Annotated in this window: 19 protein-coding genes; 13 read left to right on the plus strand and 6 right to left on the minus strand. The window is 65.6% G+C overall.

Going from position 1 to position 13,615, the window contains the following annotated elements:
• The first annotated feature begins 6 nt into the window (after nucleotides 1-6).
• From VEA80_RS16740 to VEA80_RS16760, 5 genes are all read left to right on the plus strand, one after another.
• Nucleotides 7-894: a hypothetical protein gene (locus tag VEA80_RS16740; protein ID WP_325061917.1), complete on the plus strand. Its 888-nt coding sequence runs from the start codon at nucleotides 7-9 to the stop codon at nucleotides 892-894.
• Between the two features lie 46 nt (nucleotides 895-940).
• A complete protein-coding gene (locus VEA80_RS16745) occupies nucleotides 941-1,195 on the plus strand; it encodes a type II toxin-antitoxin system Phd/YefM family antitoxin (RefSeq protein WP_325061918.1) in 255 nt (84 codons plus the stop codon).
• A gap of 26 nt (nucleotides 1,196-1,221) precedes the next feature.
• The gene (locus tag VEA80_RS16750) at nucleotides 1,222-1,608 is read left to right on the plus strand and encodes a type II toxin-antitoxin system VapC family toxin (RefSeq protein ID WP_325061919.1); all 387 of its coding nucleotides are present in this window, start codon (nucleotides 1,222-1,224) and stop codon (nucleotides 1,606-1,608) included.
• A 209-nt stretch (nucleotides 1,609-1,817) separates the two neighbouring features.
• Nucleotides 1,818-2,435, plus strand: a complete 618-nt coding sequence (gene rpsD / locus VEA80_RS16755; RefSeq protein WP_325061920.1) for a 30S ribosomal protein S4 — start codon at nucleotides 1,818-1,820, stop codon at nucleotides 2,433-2,435.
• 254 nt (nucleotides 2,436-2,689) lie between these two features.
• Nucleotides 2,690-3,514: a polyphosphate kinase 2 family protein gene (locus VEA80_RS16760; RefSeq protein WP_325061921.1), complete on the plus strand. Its 825-nt coding sequence runs from the start codon at nucleotides 2,690-2,692 to the stop codon at nucleotides 3,512-3,514.
• 19 nt (nucleotides 3,515-3,533) lie between these two features.
• Here VEA80_RS16760 and VEA80_RS16765 read toward each other — a convergent pair whose 3' ends face one another.
• From VEA80_RS16765 to VEA80_RS16775, 3 genes are read right to left on the minus strand one after another with little or no spacing between them, the layout of a single operon-like run.
• Nucleotides 3,534-4,130, minus strand: coding sequence for a zeta toxin family protein (locus VEA80_RS16765; RefSeq protein WP_325061922.1), 597 nt, complete (start codon nucleotides 4,128-4,130; stop codon nucleotides 3,534-3,536).
• Nucleotides 4,127-4,498, minus strand: coding sequence for a TA system antitoxin ParD family protein (locus VEA80_RS16770; protein ID WP_325061923.1), 372 nt, complete (start codon nucleotides 4,496-4,498; stop codon nucleotides 4,127-4,129). Before VEA80_RS16770 ends, VEA80_RS16765 begins: the two co-directional genes overlap by 4 nt.
• Before the next feature lie 58 nt (nucleotides 4,499-4,556).
• Nucleotides 4,557-5,195, minus strand: a complete 639-nt coding sequence (locus tag VEA80_RS16775; RefSeq protein ID WP_325061924.1) for a DUF502 domain-containing protein — start codon at nucleotides 5,193-5,195, stop codon at nucleotides 4,557-4,559.
• Between the two features lie 338 nt (nucleotides 5,196-5,533).
• Between VEA80_RS16775 and VEA80_RS16780 the strand changes: the two genes are divergently transcribed.
• Complete coding sequence (locus VEA80_RS16780) at nucleotides 5,534-6,520, plus strand: S1C family serine protease (RefSeq protein ID WP_325061925.1); 987 nt, start codon at nucleotides 5,534-5,536, stop codon at nucleotides 6,518-6,520.
• Nucleotides 6,521-6,625: 105 nt separating this feature from the next.
• On the opposite strand, the gene grxD is transcribed toward VEA80_RS16780, so the two are convergent.
• Both grxD and VEA80_RS16790 read right to left on the minus strand, forming a co-directional pair.
• On the minus strand, nucleotides 6,626-6,952 hold the full coding sequence (gene grxD / locus VEA80_RS16785; protein WP_325061926.1) for a Grx4 family monothiol glutaredoxin: 327 nt from the start codon (nucleotides 6,950-6,952) through the stop codon (nucleotides 6,626-6,628).
• A 153-nt stretch (nucleotides 6,953-7,105) separates the two neighbouring features.
• Nucleotides 7,106-7,336 (minus strand): BolA family transcriptional regulator, encoded by a 231-nt coding sequence (locus VEA80_RS16790; protein WP_325061927.1) that lies wholly within the window; start codon nucleotides 7,334-7,336, stop codon nucleotides 7,106-7,108.
• A gap of 403 nt (nucleotides 7,337-7,739) precedes the next feature.
• Here VEA80_RS16790 and VEA80_RS16795 point away from each other — a divergent pair, with 403 nt between their 5' ends.
• From VEA80_RS16795 to VEA80_RS16825, 7 genes are all read left to right on the plus strand, one after another.
• Nucleotides 7,740-8,609, plus strand: coding sequence for a MotA/TolQ/ExbB proton channel family protein (locus VEA80_RS16795; RefSeq protein ID WP_325061928.1), 870 nt, complete (start codon nucleotides 7,740-7,742; stop codon nucleotides 8,607-8,609).
• Nucleotides 8,610-8,634: 25 nt separating this feature from the next.
• Nucleotides 8,635-9,111, plus strand: coding sequence for a biopolymer transporter ExbD (locus tag VEA80_RS16800; protein ID WP_325061929.1), 477 nt, complete (start codon nucleotides 8,635-8,637; stop codon nucleotides 9,109-9,111).
• Between the two features lie 3 nt (nucleotides 9,112-9,114).
• The gene (locus VEA80_RS16805) at nucleotides 9,115-9,594 is read left to right on the plus strand and encodes a biopolymer transporter ExbD (RefSeq protein WP_325061930.1); all 480 of its coding nucleotides are present in this window, start codon (nucleotides 9,115-9,117) and stop codon (nucleotides 9,592-9,594) included.
• A gap of 5 nt (nucleotides 9,595-9,599) precedes the next feature.
• The gene (locus VEA80_RS16810) at nucleotides 9,600-10,193 is read left to right on the plus strand and encodes an energy transducer TonB (protein WP_325061931.1); all 594 of its coding nucleotides are present in this window, start codon (nucleotides 9,600-9,602) and stop codon (nucleotides 10,191-10,193) included.
• Between the two features lie 356 nt (nucleotides 10,194-10,549).
• Nucleotides 10,550-11,017: a biopolymer transporter ExbD gene (locus VEA80_RS16815; RefSeq protein WP_325061932.1), complete on the plus strand. Its 468-nt coding sequence runs from the start codon at nucleotides 10,550-10,552 to the stop codon at nucleotides 11,015-11,017.
• A 140-nt stretch (nucleotides 11,018-11,157) separates the two neighbouring features.
• Entirely contained in the window at nucleotides 11,158-11,754 is a 597-nt protein-coding gene (locus tag VEA80_RS16820) for a TonB family protein (RefSeq protein ID WP_325061933.1), read from the plus strand.
• Nucleotides 11,755-11,853: 99 nt separating this feature from the next.
• Nucleotides 11,854-12,258 carry a hypothetical protein gene (locus VEA80_RS16825; RefSeq protein ID WP_325061934.1) on the plus strand — a complete coding sequence of 135 codons (405 nt, stop codon included), beginning with the start codon at nucleotides 11,854-11,856 and terminating at the stop codon, nucleotides 12,256-12,258.
• Here VEA80_RS16825 and VEA80_RS16830 read toward each other — a convergent pair.
• Entirely contained in the window at nucleotides 12,255-13,547 is a 1,293-nt protein-coding gene (locus tag VEA80_RS16830) for an MFS transporter (protein WP_325061935.1), read from the minus strand. The two genes, VEA80_RS16825 and VEA80_RS16830, sit on opposite strands and share 4 nt — an antisense overlap.
• Nucleotides 13,548-13,615: the final 68 nt, after the last annotated feature.

A 13,615-nucleotide genomic window follows, 5' to 3' on the forward strand; every position in this document is an offset into this window, starting at 1 on the left:
CATCGCATGCGTGTTCTGTCCTTCCTGTTCGCCATCGCCATGCTCGGCGCCTGTTCTTCGCAAGCCGACACTGCGCCCGACGCTGCGCCGGTGATCGCGGCCGAGCGCGCGTTCGCGGCGGAGGCCGGGCGCACCGGTTGGGTCGAGGCGTTCCTGGCGCATTCGACCGACGATGCGATCGTGTTGGCGCGGGCGCCGGAGAACGCGCACGAGTCCTTGTCCGGGATCGATCCGGCCAATCGCGGCGACACCTCTTTGACCTGGGGGCCGGACTTCGCCGGCATTTCGCGCGGCGGCGATTTCGGCTTCACCACCGGGCCCTACAATGGCGGCGGCGCCGCGTTCGGGCAGTATTTCACGGTGTGGCGGCGCGGGGCCGACGGATCGTGGAAGTGGATCTATGACGGCGGCACCAATCAGAGGACGCCGACCGTCGTGAACCCGACGGGGGAGGTGACGCAGCTGGCGCTCGGCGCGCGGGGCGCGGGCTCGGCCGAAGCGGCGACCGAGGCGGTGCGGCGGCGCGAAGCCGAGTTCGCCGAAGCGGCGGCGCGGGATGCAGGCGCGGCGTTCGCGGCGGCGATGGCCCCACAGGGCCGGATGAATCGCGACGATCAGCCGAGCGCGAACACGCCGGAAGCGGCGGCGCAGCTCGCGGGCGCGGGCGCTATTCGGTATTCGCCGCCGTCCGTGGCGGAAGCCGGAGCGGCGGGCGACATGGTGTTCACTTTGGGTGAAGCGCGCTGGGAGGGCGGCGCGGGGTATTACTGCCGAATTTGGGTGCTGACTTCGGCCGGCTGGAAGATCGGTTACGACCAGGTGCTGCTGCGGGTGCTGCCCCCGGAGTACGAGCCCGTGCCGCCTCCGCCAGAGCACCTCGTGATTGAGCACTAAACAGATCACTTCTTGACGAGAACCGTACGGGGCTGTACGGTCTGGCATGGCAGAGATTGTGAAGAAGGGCGCGGAGGAAGCGCGCAATCAGCTTCCCAGCCTGTTGGAGGCCGCCGAGCGCGGTGAGACGACCGTGATCACCAAGCACGGCAAGCCTGTCGCTGCGCTCGTGCCAATCGAGGAATTCAAGCAGACGACCAAGCAAATGAGCCTGCTCCCGCTCAGAGGGTCAGGCCGCGGTCTTTGGGGGCCGGACCCGGCGAAAACAATCGACGAAATGCGGGATGAATGGGAGCGATAGACCTTTCCGATCTCCCAGCTGGGGCATTGCTGCTGCTCGACAGCGCGCCAATCATTTACTGGTTCGAAGACACGCCGGGCTTCGCTGAGCGTTTCGAGCCCGTTTTTGCCCTTCAGGCAGCAGGCGGTGTCACCTTAGCCGTGACGACCATCACAATCGCCGAAGTGCTTTCTGGGCCTTTCAAGCGTCGTGATGATGAGCGCGCGCGCCGTTATCGCGCGGTGCTCGAGTCCTGGCGGGTGGTGGAATTGGACGCCGACTTGGCCGAAGGCGCGGCGCGTCTGCGCGGGCCGCTAAAGCTGAAATTGCCGGACGCCATACAGGTTGCGAGCGCACTCGCCATCAACGCTCACGCGTTGGTGACGCATGACCGGGACCTTACGAGAGTCACGGGTCTCCGGGTCATCAGCTAGGCTGTCTGCCTGCCGTGCAGGCGGACGGGGACGTCCGCGGTCCTTGGGCCGTTTGACTTTGGTTGGCGCTTCCGCCAAAAGCCCCGCTTTCCAGCGGCCGGCTCGTTCCGGGCGCGGACCATACTGGACGACGGGCGAACCGCCAGGGAAGTCGCGGCCTCATTGTGAGGCAGCCGGGCCCCGTCATCGGAAGAAGGCGCGATCAGCGCATGACGAAGCGTATCCAAGCCAAATACAAATCCGACCGCCGTTTCGGCCAGAACCTCTGGGGCCGTCCGAAGTCGCCGGTGAACAAGCGTCAGTACGGCCCGGGCCAGCACGGCCAGCGCCGCAAGGGCAAGACCTCCGACTTCGGCCTGCAGCTCGTGGCGAAGCAGAAGCTGCGCCTCTATTACGGCAACATCACCGAAAAGCAGTTCCGCAAGACCTACGAAGAAGCCGCGCGCCGCAAGGGCAACACGGCTGAAAACCTGGTCGGTCTGCTGGAGAGCCGGCTCGATGCGGTGGTGTACCGCGCGAAGTTCGCGCCGACGCCGTTCGCGGCGCGTCAGATCGTGAACCATGGCCACGTCAAGGTGAACGGCCGGCGCGTGACCATCGCCTCGTACCTGGTGAAGGTCGGCGACGTGATCGAGCTGCGCGACAAGGCCAAGACGATGGCGATGGTGCTCGAGGCGCTGCAAAGCGGCGAGCGCGACACGCCAGACTATATCGAGGTCGACGCCAAGGCGATGGCTGCGCGCTACCAGCGCGTGCCGGTGCTCTCAGACGTGCCGTATCCGGTGCAAATGGAGCCGAATTTGGTGGTCGAGTACTACGCGTCGTAAGCAGTAGGCAGTCGGCAATAGGCAATAGGGGCCGGCGCGGAAACGCGCCGGCCTTTGCTTTGGCTCGGACAAATCCTCCCCCGCGAGCGGGGGAGGTGGCGAGCGGAGCGAGCCGGAGGGGGACGGTCCGCTAAGGCGCCGTGCCCCCTCAGTCATCGCGCTTTCGCGCGCTGACAGCTCCCCGCACGCGGGGGAGCAGTTATGTCGGCGCGATTCCATTTGCCTATTGCGCGCTAGCCGTCGCCAATGCGTGCATGACCTCCGATTGGAAAAAGCTCGACGCCGAAGTGCGCGTCGAACCCGGCCAAGCCTCGTTGCTGTCGAAACGCGATACGCGGTGCGCCAACCTCTTTCCTGTCAAAGCCGAAGCCAAGGCGCTGGTGAAGGAGCATGCCGAGGCGATCGATGCGCTGCAGGATCGGCTTTATGCGGAGCAGAAGCGCGCGCTGCTCGTCATTTTGCAGGGGATCGACACGTCGGGGAAGGACGGGACGGTGCGCGGCGTGTTCAATGCGTGCGGACCGCTCGGCGTCAACGTGAAGGCGTTCGGCAAGCCGAACGAGCTCGAGCTGCGGCACGATTATCTCTGGCGCGTGCATCAGGCGGCGCCGCGCACGGGGATGATCGGCATCTTCAACCGCTCGCACTACGAGGACGTGCTGGTGGTCAAGGTGAAGGGGCTGGCGCCGGCCGACGTGATCGAGCGGCGCTACGAACAGATCAACGCGTTCGAGAAGCATTTGACCGAGAACGGCGTGACCATCCTGAAATTCATGCTGCACATCTCGAAGGACGAGCAGCGCGAGCGGCTGCAGGAGCGGCTGGACGATCCGAACAAGCACTGGAAGTTCAATCCGGGCGATCTCGATGATCGCGCGCGCTGGGAGGAGTTTCAGGCCGCCTACGAGACGATGCTGGATCGGTGTTCGACCGCGCATGCGCCGTGGCGTGTCGTGCCCGCGGACAAGAAGTGGCGGCGCAACGCGATTGTCGCCTCGATCGTGCGCGGGACGCTGGAAGAGATGGATCCGCGCTATCCGGCGATGGACTGGAAGGCGGAGGATTTCGAAATCGTTTGAGGCGCCAAGTGTGCGGCGCTCATGACTTGCCGCCATAGATCCGTTCGAACCAGGCGGGCAGGTTCTGGGCGACGATGTCGAGATGCCCCAGGGTCGATTGCGCGAGTAGGCGGGGCGGCTTGTTCAGCGCCGAAGCGTCATAGACGGCGCCGCGGTCGGCCAGCAGCACGGCGGCCTTGATCAGAGCTTGATTGCGCTCGAACCGCTCTCTGACTTTCTGCGCCGGGACGGCATGCCCGCCTTCTTCAACGCGGGCTTCGACGCGCGCGACGGACAGGTCTGGCGAACTGAGCTGAAGGTGAAAGACGACGAGCCGAAAGCCGGCTTCGCGCGCCCGCTGGAGCATCGCCAGCTTCGACGGATGCGAGAAGACGGTTTCGGTGACGAAGCTCTGCCCGGCGGCGATCAGTTCGCGCCGTCGATCCTCGGCGATCTCGGCGGCCTTGTAGGCGGCCTTCAACGAAGTCGTCTTCAGTTCGTCACGCTGAATGATGTCGGCGTTGATGAACGGCGCTTGCACGCGCTGCTTCAGCACCGTTTCGTAGAAGGTGGTTTTGCCGGCGCCGTTCGGGCCGGCGATGAGAAACAGCGTCGGCCGCGGCGCAGGCGCCGTCACGCCGATTTGCGCTTAGGCTGCTTTCGCTTCGACTGCCGGACAATGGCGCCGTCCGCGTTCGCGCCGACGCCGCGTCCGGACTGCCGGCGCTCTTCGAAGAAGGCCGCTTGCTCAGGGGTCTCGGCCGAGGCTGCAAACAGCACTTCGTCGGCATAGACGATCTGTTCTTCGCCGCTCAGCGCGTCGGGGCTGCGTTTGCCGTCGAGCGCCTGGCGGATGCGGGCATGGCTGAACTCCGGCGCGCGCTCGATCGAGCGGCCGATCCGCATCCAGTGCGCCACTTGTCCGGCGATGGAGCGGCTGGCGCGGTCCGCCTCCTTGCGGATGATCTCCATGTCCGCGTCGGAAATTTTGATCGACTGGGCCATGGCCGTCTCCTTGGTGGCAATATGCCACCCGAAACGCGGAAATTCAAGGCCGAGGCGGCTACTTGCCCGCCGGCAGGCCGTCTTCCTTGCGGATGATGCCGAGGGAGATGACGCGCTTTAGCGCTTCGTCGGGACTGATCGAGAGCGGCTTGAAGGCGGTGCGGGGCAGGTAGAGCAGGAAGCCGGAGGTCGGGATCGGCGCTTGCGGCACGTAGACGGCGATGAGCTCCGCGCCGATATCGCTGACGATTTCGGCGGTGTTCTCGTTGGTGATGAAGCCGATGGCGTAGGAGCCGGGCAGCGGAAATTCGACCAGCACGGCTTGCTGGAACGAGGTGCGTTCGGGCGCGGCGACCTGTTTGAACACTTGCTTGGCGCCGCCATAGATCGAGCGCACCAGCGGCAGGTTGGCGATGACCTTGTCGCCGGTCTCGACGATCCAGCGGCCGACGAGATTGCCGGCGAGCGCGCCGACGAGGGTCAGCGTCACGAGCGCGAGCAGAAGGCCGCCGCCTGGGAATGTCTTCAGGAAGGACAGCGTGTTCGGGACGAGCGGCTCGACGTTGTTGTCGATAAAGCTGACGAACAGCCAGATGACCGCAACCGTGACGACGAACGGCAGCACCAGCGCAACGCCGGTGAGGAAGGAATTTCGGAGCCAGGCGAGGAAGCGGCGGATTGGGGAGGGAGAATCCATTGGGCGCGGGTTTAGCGGGGGTGGGGACTGGGGACTAGGGACTAGGGGCTCGGTTATCGGTTATCGGGGATCGGTTGTCGGGATTGGGGAAGAGGAAACTCACCCATTCTCGGGGGCGCGGCGAAGCGGCGAGCCTGGGATCCATAGATACAACGTTCAGCGTGAAAAGCGCGTCGTGATCCGGACATCCTTTTGCACAGTCGTGTTTATGGACCCCTGACTTGGCGCTGCGCGCCAATCCGGGGATGGGTGCAGCGCGCGCCCTAATACCGAAAACCGATAACCGATCACCGAGCCCGATCTGGCGCAAACGTCGCGGTGTTCCTAAGTTGCTCGCCATGTTCGGTCGCAAGCAGACGTTCGTCTCGGCGCCGCGGCGGCGTGGACCGCGGGACGGGTTTTCGCAAACAGTGGTTCGGGTGGTCGACGAGATCGGCCCGGCGGTGATCGGAGTGCGGCGCACCAGTCGCATGCGCGATCTCTATGACGGCGCGGGATCGGGCGTGATCATCTCGCCGGACGGCTATGCGCTCACCAACAATCACGTCGTGCGCGGCGCGGGGCGCGTCGAAGGCGTGCTGCACGACGGCAGCGTCGTTGCGGCGGAGATCGTCGGCACCGATCCGGATACGGATTTGGCGCTGCTGCGCTTGAACGGGCGCGGCCATCACACCGCCGAACTCGGCGATTCCGATGCGCTGAAAGTGGGCGAATTGTCGATTGCGATCGGCAACCCGCTGGGCCTGCAGGCGACGGTGACGGTGGGCGTGATTTCGGCTTTGCGGCGCACGCTGCGCGGCGAAAGCGGACGGCTGATCGAAGATGTGATTCAGACGGATGCGGCTTTGAACCCCGGCAATTCGGGCGGCGCGCTGGTGGACGCGGAGGGCGCCGTGGTCGGCATCAATACCGCGATCATCGGCGGCGCGCAGGGGCTGTGCTTTGCAGTGCCGAGCAATACGGCGAAATCGATCATTCCCGATCTGATGCGCGACGGGCGCGTGGCGCGCGGCTGGTTCGGCATCGCCGGGCAGTCGCAGGAATTGTCGCGCGCTTTGGTGCGAAGGCTCGGGCTCGATGTCGAGAGCGGCGTGCTGGTGGTGGCGGTGTCGAGCGGCGGACCGGCGGATGCGGCGAAGCTGGAAGTTGGAGATGTCGTGCTGAAGCTCGATGGGGCGGCGACGCCGACGGTGGATGCTGTGCACAAGCTGCTGACACGCGAGCGGATCGGACGGAAGGTTGCGCTGGACGTGCTGCGCAATGGCGCGGTGGTGAAGATGAATCTCGTCGTTACCGAGCGGCCGGATGAGCTGAAGTCCGCCTGAACTTCGGTGCGTGGCGTCGCCCTTCGACAGGCTCAGGGTGACGCCATTTTCGCGCTTGCGAGCGTCAGCAGGAGCTTGTCGAAGGAGACGCGGGCCAAAGCGGCCCTAAGCCGTCGCGCCGAGCTTTTCGTCGAGCAGCGTCTTGAGCTCGCCGGTCTGGAACATCTCGCGGACGATGTCGCAGCCGCCGATGAACTCGCCCTTGACGTAGAGCTGCGGGATGGTCGGCCAGTTGGCGAAATCCTTGACGCCTTGGCGGACGCCTTCGTCGGCGAGGACGTTCACGTCCTTATAGTCGACGCCCATGTGGTCGAGGATGCGCACGACCTGGTTGGAGAAGCCGCACTGCGGCTGGTCCGCCGTGCCCTTCATGAACAGGACGACGTCGTTTTCCGAGACGGTGCGGCGGATGGTTTCGATGGGATCGGACATGGCGCGGAGATAGGCGCGCGTGGGGGCGGTTGCAATGCGGCGAGAGGGCTAGGGGCTCGGGACTAGGGGCTCGGGACTAGGTGAGGGACGAGAGAACGGGAGCGCGGTTGTGCCGCACAACTCCCTAGTCCCCAGTCCCGAGCCCCTAGTCCCTCACTTGGGTCCGGTGTCGAGCGCTAGAGCATGGAGTTCGCCGCCCATGCGGCCCTTCAAGGCGGCGTAAACCATTTGATGCTGCGCCACGCGGGATTTGCCCGCGAAAGCGGCAGAGCGGATCACGGCGCGATAGTGGTCGCCATCGCCGGCGAGATCCTCGATGCGAATGTCGGCATCGGAAAAAGCCTGCCGCAGCAAGGCTTCGAGCTCTTCGGCGGCCATCGCCATGGGCTGCTCCTGTTTTCGTGACCAGCGCGCTGCGCCAGACGCGGTAGCATAGTCAAGGCGCCGTAGAGGAACGGATGACGATCACGAAAGTTTTGATTGCCGCCCCGGTCACCATCAGTGCAGTACGCACGATCGGGGGCAGGCGATCCGTCCGGATCGCTTACTGCGTGGGAGACGTTGACAAGCACTTCGTTTCCTAAAATTTAGGCTAGGCGTTCCAACCGTCGGAACAAAGACCGCGAAGCGGCGATCCGTCGGTGTCGGTGGGAGGATGCGTGATGGGCCGGACCTCGGTCAGCCGCTTCCGATCGCCACTAAGTACAGAGAGTTTTTACAACCCGCGGTTTCGCGGCGCACAGCGCGTGTCGGCGAGCCGAGAACAGGGCAGGCAGAAGGGCAGACCATGACGTTGATGAATTCGCTGCTGACGTTCGCGCAGCAAGGCGCCGCTCCTGCGGCTCAACCGGGCGCGACGCCCGCTCCGGGCGCGACGCCGCCGGCGACTCCGGCCGCACCGGCCGTCAGCGCCGCCGATCGCGAAGCTGCGCGCCAAGCCGGTGAGGCGGCGCAGCAAGAAGCGGCCGGCCACTCGGAAGTGAGCCTGATGGAGCTGGTCCGCGAACTGAACGCGGTCGAGCTGGGCGTCATGATCATTCTCGGCCTCTGCGCCGTGTACGCCGTCGCGCTGCTGTTCGAGAAGATCTACGTCATGCGCAAGGCGGCGAAGCAAACCAAGGACTTCCTCGCCGCGTTCCGCAAGGCCAACTCGGTCGAAGAAGCGGAAGCGATCGTCCGCAAGCTGCCGAACTCGGGCATCAAGTCCATGTTCGACGCCGGCATGGCGGAAGTCCGCCGCACCCAGGACCTCGGCCTCTACACGATGCGCGACGCCCGCGACCACACGATGCAGCGCGTTTCCTCGGCGATGTCGACCCGTCAGAACGAGCACCTCGACGACCTCGGCTCGTCGATGACGTTCTTGGCCTCGATCGGCGCGAACGCGCCGTTCATCGGTCTGTTCGGCACGGTGTGGGGCATCATGGTGGCGTTCGTCGGCATCGCGAAGACGCAAACCACCTCGCTCGCGGTCGTCGCGCCTGGCATCGCCGGCGCTCTGCTCGCGACCGCCGCCGGTCTCGCCGCCGCTATCCCGGCGGTGCTGATCTACAACTTCGCCGCCAAGCAAATCTCCAAGCAAGGTCAGAAGCTCGACGACTTCGCTGCTGAGTTCATCGCGCTGGTTTCGCGCGACATGGACCGCCGCGCTGGTTGAGCTCTAACCGATTGGAGGCAGCCCAATGGGCGCTAAAGTATCCACCGGGGGCGGCGGCGGTAAGCGCAATCGTGCCGAGGTGACCGCGGATCCGAACGTGATCCCGTTCATCGACGTCATGCTCGTGCTGCTGATCATCTTCATGATCGCCGCGCCGATCTCCAGCGTCGATATCGAGGTCGATATGCCGACCTCGAAGATCGAGCCCTCCAAGCGGCCGCCACGGCCGACCTGGATCTCGGTCAGCCAAGGCCCGGGCGGCATCGAGACGTACGTCATGAACGATCTCGTGCCGATCGGCGAACTCGGCGAACGCACGTACGATGCGGTGAAGATCAACTCACCGCTGATCGCCAACGACGATTACGAGATCAAGGATCAGCGCATCTACATCCGCGCCGACCAGAACCTCGAGTATCGCAACGTGGTGCGGGTGATGAACCGTCTGCAGGACAAGGGCTTCACCAAGATCGGCCTCGTCGCCGAAGATCGGCGGAGGTAGGCCATGGGAGCGAAAGTAGCCGCTAGCGGCGGCGGCGGAAAACGGCGGGAAATGCCGCCGAATTCCGATCCGAACGTCATCCCGTTCATCGACATTCTGCTCGTGCTGCTAATCATCTTCATGGTGACGGCGCCGATCCCGACCGTCGATATCCGGGTCGATCTGCCGCCGCCGAACCCGGTTCCGATCCGGCTGGAGGGGCTCAACCCGACCGTCGTCGGCATCCGTGAAACCTCAGCCGGTCTCGCGGTTTATGTCGACGAGGAAGTGGTGACACTGTCCACGTTGGGAGAAGCGACCTGGCAGCATGCGGTACGCAACAATCCGGCGCTCAATCAGGAGGATGTCTATGCGGAAGCCCGCATCTTCGTCCGCGCTGACCAGAGCACGGCCTACGGGAACGTCGTCAGCGTCATGAGTCAGCTGCAGGAAGAAGGCTTCGCCAAGGTGGGCATCTTCGCTGAGCTAGCGAGCGAAGGGTAAGCACTATGGTTGGCCTTCGTCTCCTCTCCATGGGCGTGGCGGCCCTCATCTGCACCTTGCTGGTGTGGATGGCGCTGACCCAACGCTTCAGCGCGATCACCGATCTGTTCGAAGACCAAGACGCGGTCAAAGTCGAAATCGAACAGAAGGAAAAGCCGCCGCCACCGCCGCCGCCGCCGCCGGATCGTCCGCCGCCGCCGCCCCCGCCTGAACAGCGTGTGCCGCCGCCGGACCTTTCGGCTCCGCCGACGCCGACGCCGATCCCGGTCGCCGTCGATCCGCCGCCGGCGCCGCCGACGCCTTCGGTGCTCACCGGCGTCCGTTGGCTCGAACAGCCGAACGCGCGCGACTACGAGCGCTACTATCCGCCCCGCGCGCTCGAGCGCGGCCAGGAAGGGCGCGTGCAGCTCGACTGCATCGTCGACGCGAGCGGCCGGATCAACTGCACGGTCACTTCGGAAGACCCGCAAGGCTGGGGCTTCGGTGAAGCGTCGCTCCGCGTGGCGCGTCACTTCCGGCTCGCGCCGGCGACGGTCGATGGGGCGCCCACGTCGGGCGGCCGCATCCGCCGCACGATCGTCTGGCGCACCGCCGGCTGATCCGGGCTGGTCCTGAACAACAGAAGCCGCGGGATGCGAAAGCGTCCCGCGGTTTTTGTTTGTTTCGGCAAATCGGCAAGCCGGCAGGTCGGCAAGTCGGCAGATCGGCAGATCGGCAAGTCGTAAATCTGTGAAATCGCCAAGGGGACGTGCGGGGCGAAACGATCTCTGCCAATCGCCATTGCCGATTGCCGACTTGCCTACTTGCCGACCTGCCGATTTGCCGACTTGCCGATTTGCCGGCTTCGCCCACTCCCGGAGACGTGATTGCGCTCAAGCGCACGTGAGTGGATCGCGCGGCTGCTTCGGGCGCAGCCTTTCGCGAGACGCGAACGATCGCGCGAGGGAGGCTCATCATGACGACAGCTGCAGCTTTTGCGCTGCGCAAGCGTGCGCGCGATCTGGCGCCGGCGGCGGAGCCGAACGTCATTCCGTTCATCGACGTGCTGCTGGTGCTGTTGATCATCTTCATGGTCACGGCGCCGAAGCCGACGGTCGATCTGCAGCTGCAATTGCCGACGCGGCCCGTGCCGGTCGAGGTGATCATCCCGCCGACGATCATCGATGTCGATGCGTCCGCAGACGGCTATCGCATCTTCATTGGCGAGGAGGAGATCGCCTTGGCGGACGTGTCGGCGACGGTGATGGCGCGCGGATTGGCGGTCGATTCCGTGCTGACGGAAGAAGATGTGTTCGCCGAAGCGCACGTTGCGGTGCGGGCGCGCGATCAGGGCGTTGCGTATGGCGCAGTGGTCGCGGTGCTGGATGAGCTGAAACAAGCAGGCTTCGCGAAAGTCGGCGTGTTTGCGCAGAGCGCCGCGTGAACTTGCGTTTGCAACGCGTAAACTCTTCTCTCGCAAGCGTGATGGCGCTCTCGCGCGTGTGAATTGCCGCACGAGAGCCGCGCGCGCACGCTTCTCTCAAGCATCGGCGAACGATCGATGCGCGATAGGGAGGAAGCATCATGGCGCAAGCGCTTGGAGTGCGCGCGACGTCGTTCGTCGCATCGTCGGCATTGCTCGGCGCGGCGGTGATCGCCGCGTTTACGATGACATTGGTGCGGCAGGAGATCGTGACGCTGCCGCCGGAGCCGGGGCCGTTCGAGGTCTTCGTGCCGCCGCCGCCTCCGCCGGTCGACGATACGCCGCGCCAGCTCGAGGAAGTGCAGCCGCTTGCGCCACTCGGCGATTTCTCGTTCGAGCGTTTGGTCAGCGATCTGCAGACGCTGCCGGAGCTGACGGTCTTTCCGGTCGGCGAGGGCGCCGGCGCGGGGCCGCCGACCGTGATTGATCCCGAATGGGTGCGTAGGCCGCGCGACCTAGCCCGCTACTATCCGACGCGTGCGCTCGAGCGCGGCGTCGAGGGCAGCGTCACGCTGAACTGCCTCGTCGACACGGGCGGGGCGCTCCATTGCGACGTCGTGTCCGAGACGCCTGCCAATTGGGGATTCGCCCAGGCGGCGCTTCGCATCTCGCGCGACTATCAGATGGTTCCGGCCACCCGCGACGGGACGGCAATTGCAGCTCGTCACCGGATGGTGATCCCCTTCCGCCTGCAATGACCCTATAAGGCCGCCCCGGCCAACCGCATTTTGGCCGCGATTGAAAAGCACATGCCGGGCGAGGGGATACGTCCGGCACTGGGACAGGAGATGGACTTTATGAAGCTGATGATCGGCGCCGCCGCTGCGGCCCTGCTGCTCGCCACGCCGGCGATGGCGCAAACCGCGACGCCGGCTATCCCGGCCAGCTGCGCCAATTTCGACGCCGCGCCGACGTTGGTGGACGGCGCGAACGCGACGCGCGCGCAGATGAACACCACGAGCCAGAGCGTCGAAACCTGGCGCGCCGCGATCGAGACCAAGCGCGCCGCCTGCCAGACCGACATCGCGGCGCTGCGCGCGCAGCTCGAAGCGGCCGTCGCGGCGTACAATGCATCGGCCCAGAGCGCGTCGCAGACGCTGTCGGCGTGGAATACGGAAGTCACCGAGTTCAACGGCCGCGGCGAAACCGCCGACACGCGCGAGCGCCGCTCGGCGCTCGGCGTCAGCCGCCGCGACGACTAATCGCCGAGGGCGACTTCCGGCGCGTGGTCTTGCGCATAGCGCCAGATCGGCGTCGTCAAAGCCAAAGCCAAAGCGGCCAGCGCTAATCCCCCGGCGGGGATTAGCGCTGCTGTGCGCGGGTCGAGTTCGCTGGCGGCGAAGCCCATGATGGCCGAGCCGATCGGCGCCCCGCCCATGAAACCCATCGAGTAGACGGCGAGCACGCGCCCGAGATAGCGCGGCTCGGCCGCGCCCTGGGTGATGGTGCGGCTCATCGAAATGGCGACGCCGGCGGCGAGCCCCCACAGCGACACCACGGCGATGAACGCCGGGAAGCTCTTGTCGAATGCGAAGGTGAACAGCATCACGGCGCTGACGAGGTGCGAGACGATCAACGCCCGGCCGGGATGCTTCAGCGGTTTGAGGCGGCTGAGGATCACCGCCGAGACGAAGGACGCGCCCCAGAACACGGCGAACAACGCGCCGAGCTGCCCTTGTTGCGCCTGATCCGTGCCGCCGTAATGATCGCGCACGATCAGCGGAAACAGCACCTGGAACGAGCCGACGACGAACACGCCGACATAGAGCGCCGAGATCAGCATCGGCGACATGATCGGGTTGCGGAAGGAGTAGGCGATGCCTTCGCGCAGGTCACGGATCGCGCCCTTGAGCGTGCGTTCGTGGCCGGTAGGCTTCGGATCTTGCAAGCCCAGCGATATGGCGGCGCCGAAGCTCAGGACGATCGCCTGCAGCGCGAGGTAAGGCGCCGGGGTCGCGCCGGCGAGGCGCGCGACGAGGATGCCGGCGATCTGCGCGCCGATTTGCACGGCCGTGGTGGCGGCGGCGGCGGTGGCGATCGGCGTGTAGCGGCCGCGCGCTGTCTCGCGCAGGACGACGCCGTTCAACGCCGCGTCGCGCACCGGCATCATGAAGGCGGCGCACGCGCCAACCAGCATCGCGTAGGCGATCAGCGTCTCGTAGGTCAGGTAGCCTGCGGCGACGACGCCAGCGAGCGCGATCGAGGCGAAGGCGAAGATGAGGTGGAGCTTGGCGAGCGTGGGCCCCGCTTGCGAGCGCTCCGCCAACAGGCCGCCGAAGAGAAGCAAGCAAAAGAGCGGCGCCGAGAGCGCGGATTGGGCGAGGCCGACGCCCTCGGGCGTCGCATCGAGAAAGAACGCCACCAGCGACGGGAACAGCACGAACTGCATCCCGAAGGCGAAGAAGTAGAGCGCGACGAGCAGATAATAGAGGCTGAGCTCGGGCACGAAGCCGAGCAGGTTTCCGCGCTGTGGCTTTTGCTCAGAACTCATCCGCCCGCCTTGAAGCCCCGCCACGTTCACACGCGCTCCCGTTGACGAGAGCTTAACGCGGCGCGTGC

The sequence above is a fragment of the Vitreimonas sp. genome, from assembly GCF_035627415.1.
Classification (GTDB): Bacteria; Pseudomonadota; Alphaproteobacteria; order Caulobacterales; family Aquidulcibacteraceae; genus Vitreimonas.

Coding starts and splice junctions, on each gene's coding strand:
- VEA80_RS16740 (WP_325061917.1), top strand. CDS start 7: ATGCGTGTTCTGTCCTTCCTGTTCGCCATCGCCATGCTCGGCGCCTGT.
- VEA80_RS16745 (WP_325061918.1), top strand. CDS start 941: ATGGCAGAGATTGTGAAGAAGGGCGCGGAGGAAGCGCGCAATCAGCTT.
- rpsD (WP_325061920.1), top strand. CDS start 1,818: ATGACGAAGCGTATCCAAGCCAAATACAAATCCGACCGCCGTTTCGGC.
- VEA80_RS16760 (WP_325061921.1), top strand. CDS start 2,690: ATGACCTCCGATTGGAAAAAGCTCGACGCCGAAGTGCGCGTCGAACCC.
- VEA80_RS16770 (WP_325061923.1), bottom strand. CDS start 4,498: ATGGCCCAGTCGATCAAAATTTCCGACGCGGACATGGAGATCATCCGC.
- VEA80_RS16775 (WP_325061924.1), bottom strand. CDS start 5,195: ATGGATTCTCCCTCCCCAATCCGCCGCTTCCTCGCCTGGCTCCGAAAT.
- VEA80_RS16780 (WP_325061925.1), top strand. CDS start 5,534: ATGTTCGGTCGCAAGCAGACGTTCGTCTCGGCGCCGCGGCGGCGTGGA.
- grxD (WP_325061926.1), bottom strand. CDS start 6,952: ATGTCCGATCCCATCGAAACCATCCGCCGCACCGTCTCGGAAAACGAC.
- VEA80_RS16790 (WP_325061927.1), bottom strand. CDS start 7,336: ATGGCGATGGCCGCCGAAGAGCTCGAAGCCTTGCTGCGGCAGGCTTTT.
- VEA80_RS16795 (WP_325061928.1), top strand. CDS start 7,740: ATGACGTTGATGAATTCGCTGCTGACGTTCGCGCAGCAAGGCGCCGCT.
- VEA80_RS16800 (WP_325061929.1), top strand. CDS start 8,635: ATGGGCGCTAAAGTATCCACCGGGGGCGGCGGCGGTAAGCGCAATCGT.
- VEA80_RS16805 (WP_325061930.1), top strand. CDS start 9,115: ATGGGAGCGAAAGTAGCCGCTAGCGGCGGCGGCGGAAAACGGCGGGAA.
- VEA80_RS16810 (WP_325061931.1), top strand. CDS start 9,600: ATGGTTGGCCTTCGTCTCCTCTCCATGGGCGTGGCGGCCCTCATCTGC.
- VEA80_RS16815 (WP_325061932.1), top strand. CDS start 10,550: ATGACGACAGCTGCAGCTTTTGCGCTGCGCAAGCGTGCGCGCGATCTG.
- VEA80_RS16820 (WP_325061933.1), top strand. CDS start 11,158: ATGGCGCAAGCGCTTGGAGTGCGCGCGACGTCGTTCGTCGCATCGTCG.
- VEA80_RS16825 (WP_325061934.1), top strand. CDS start 11,854: ATGAAGCTGATGATCGGCGCCGCCGCTGCGGCCCTGCTGCTCGCCACG.
- VEA80_RS16830 (WP_325061935.1), bottom strand. CDS start 13,547: ATGAGTTCTGAGCAAAAGCCACAGCGCGGAAACCTGCTCGGCTTCGTG.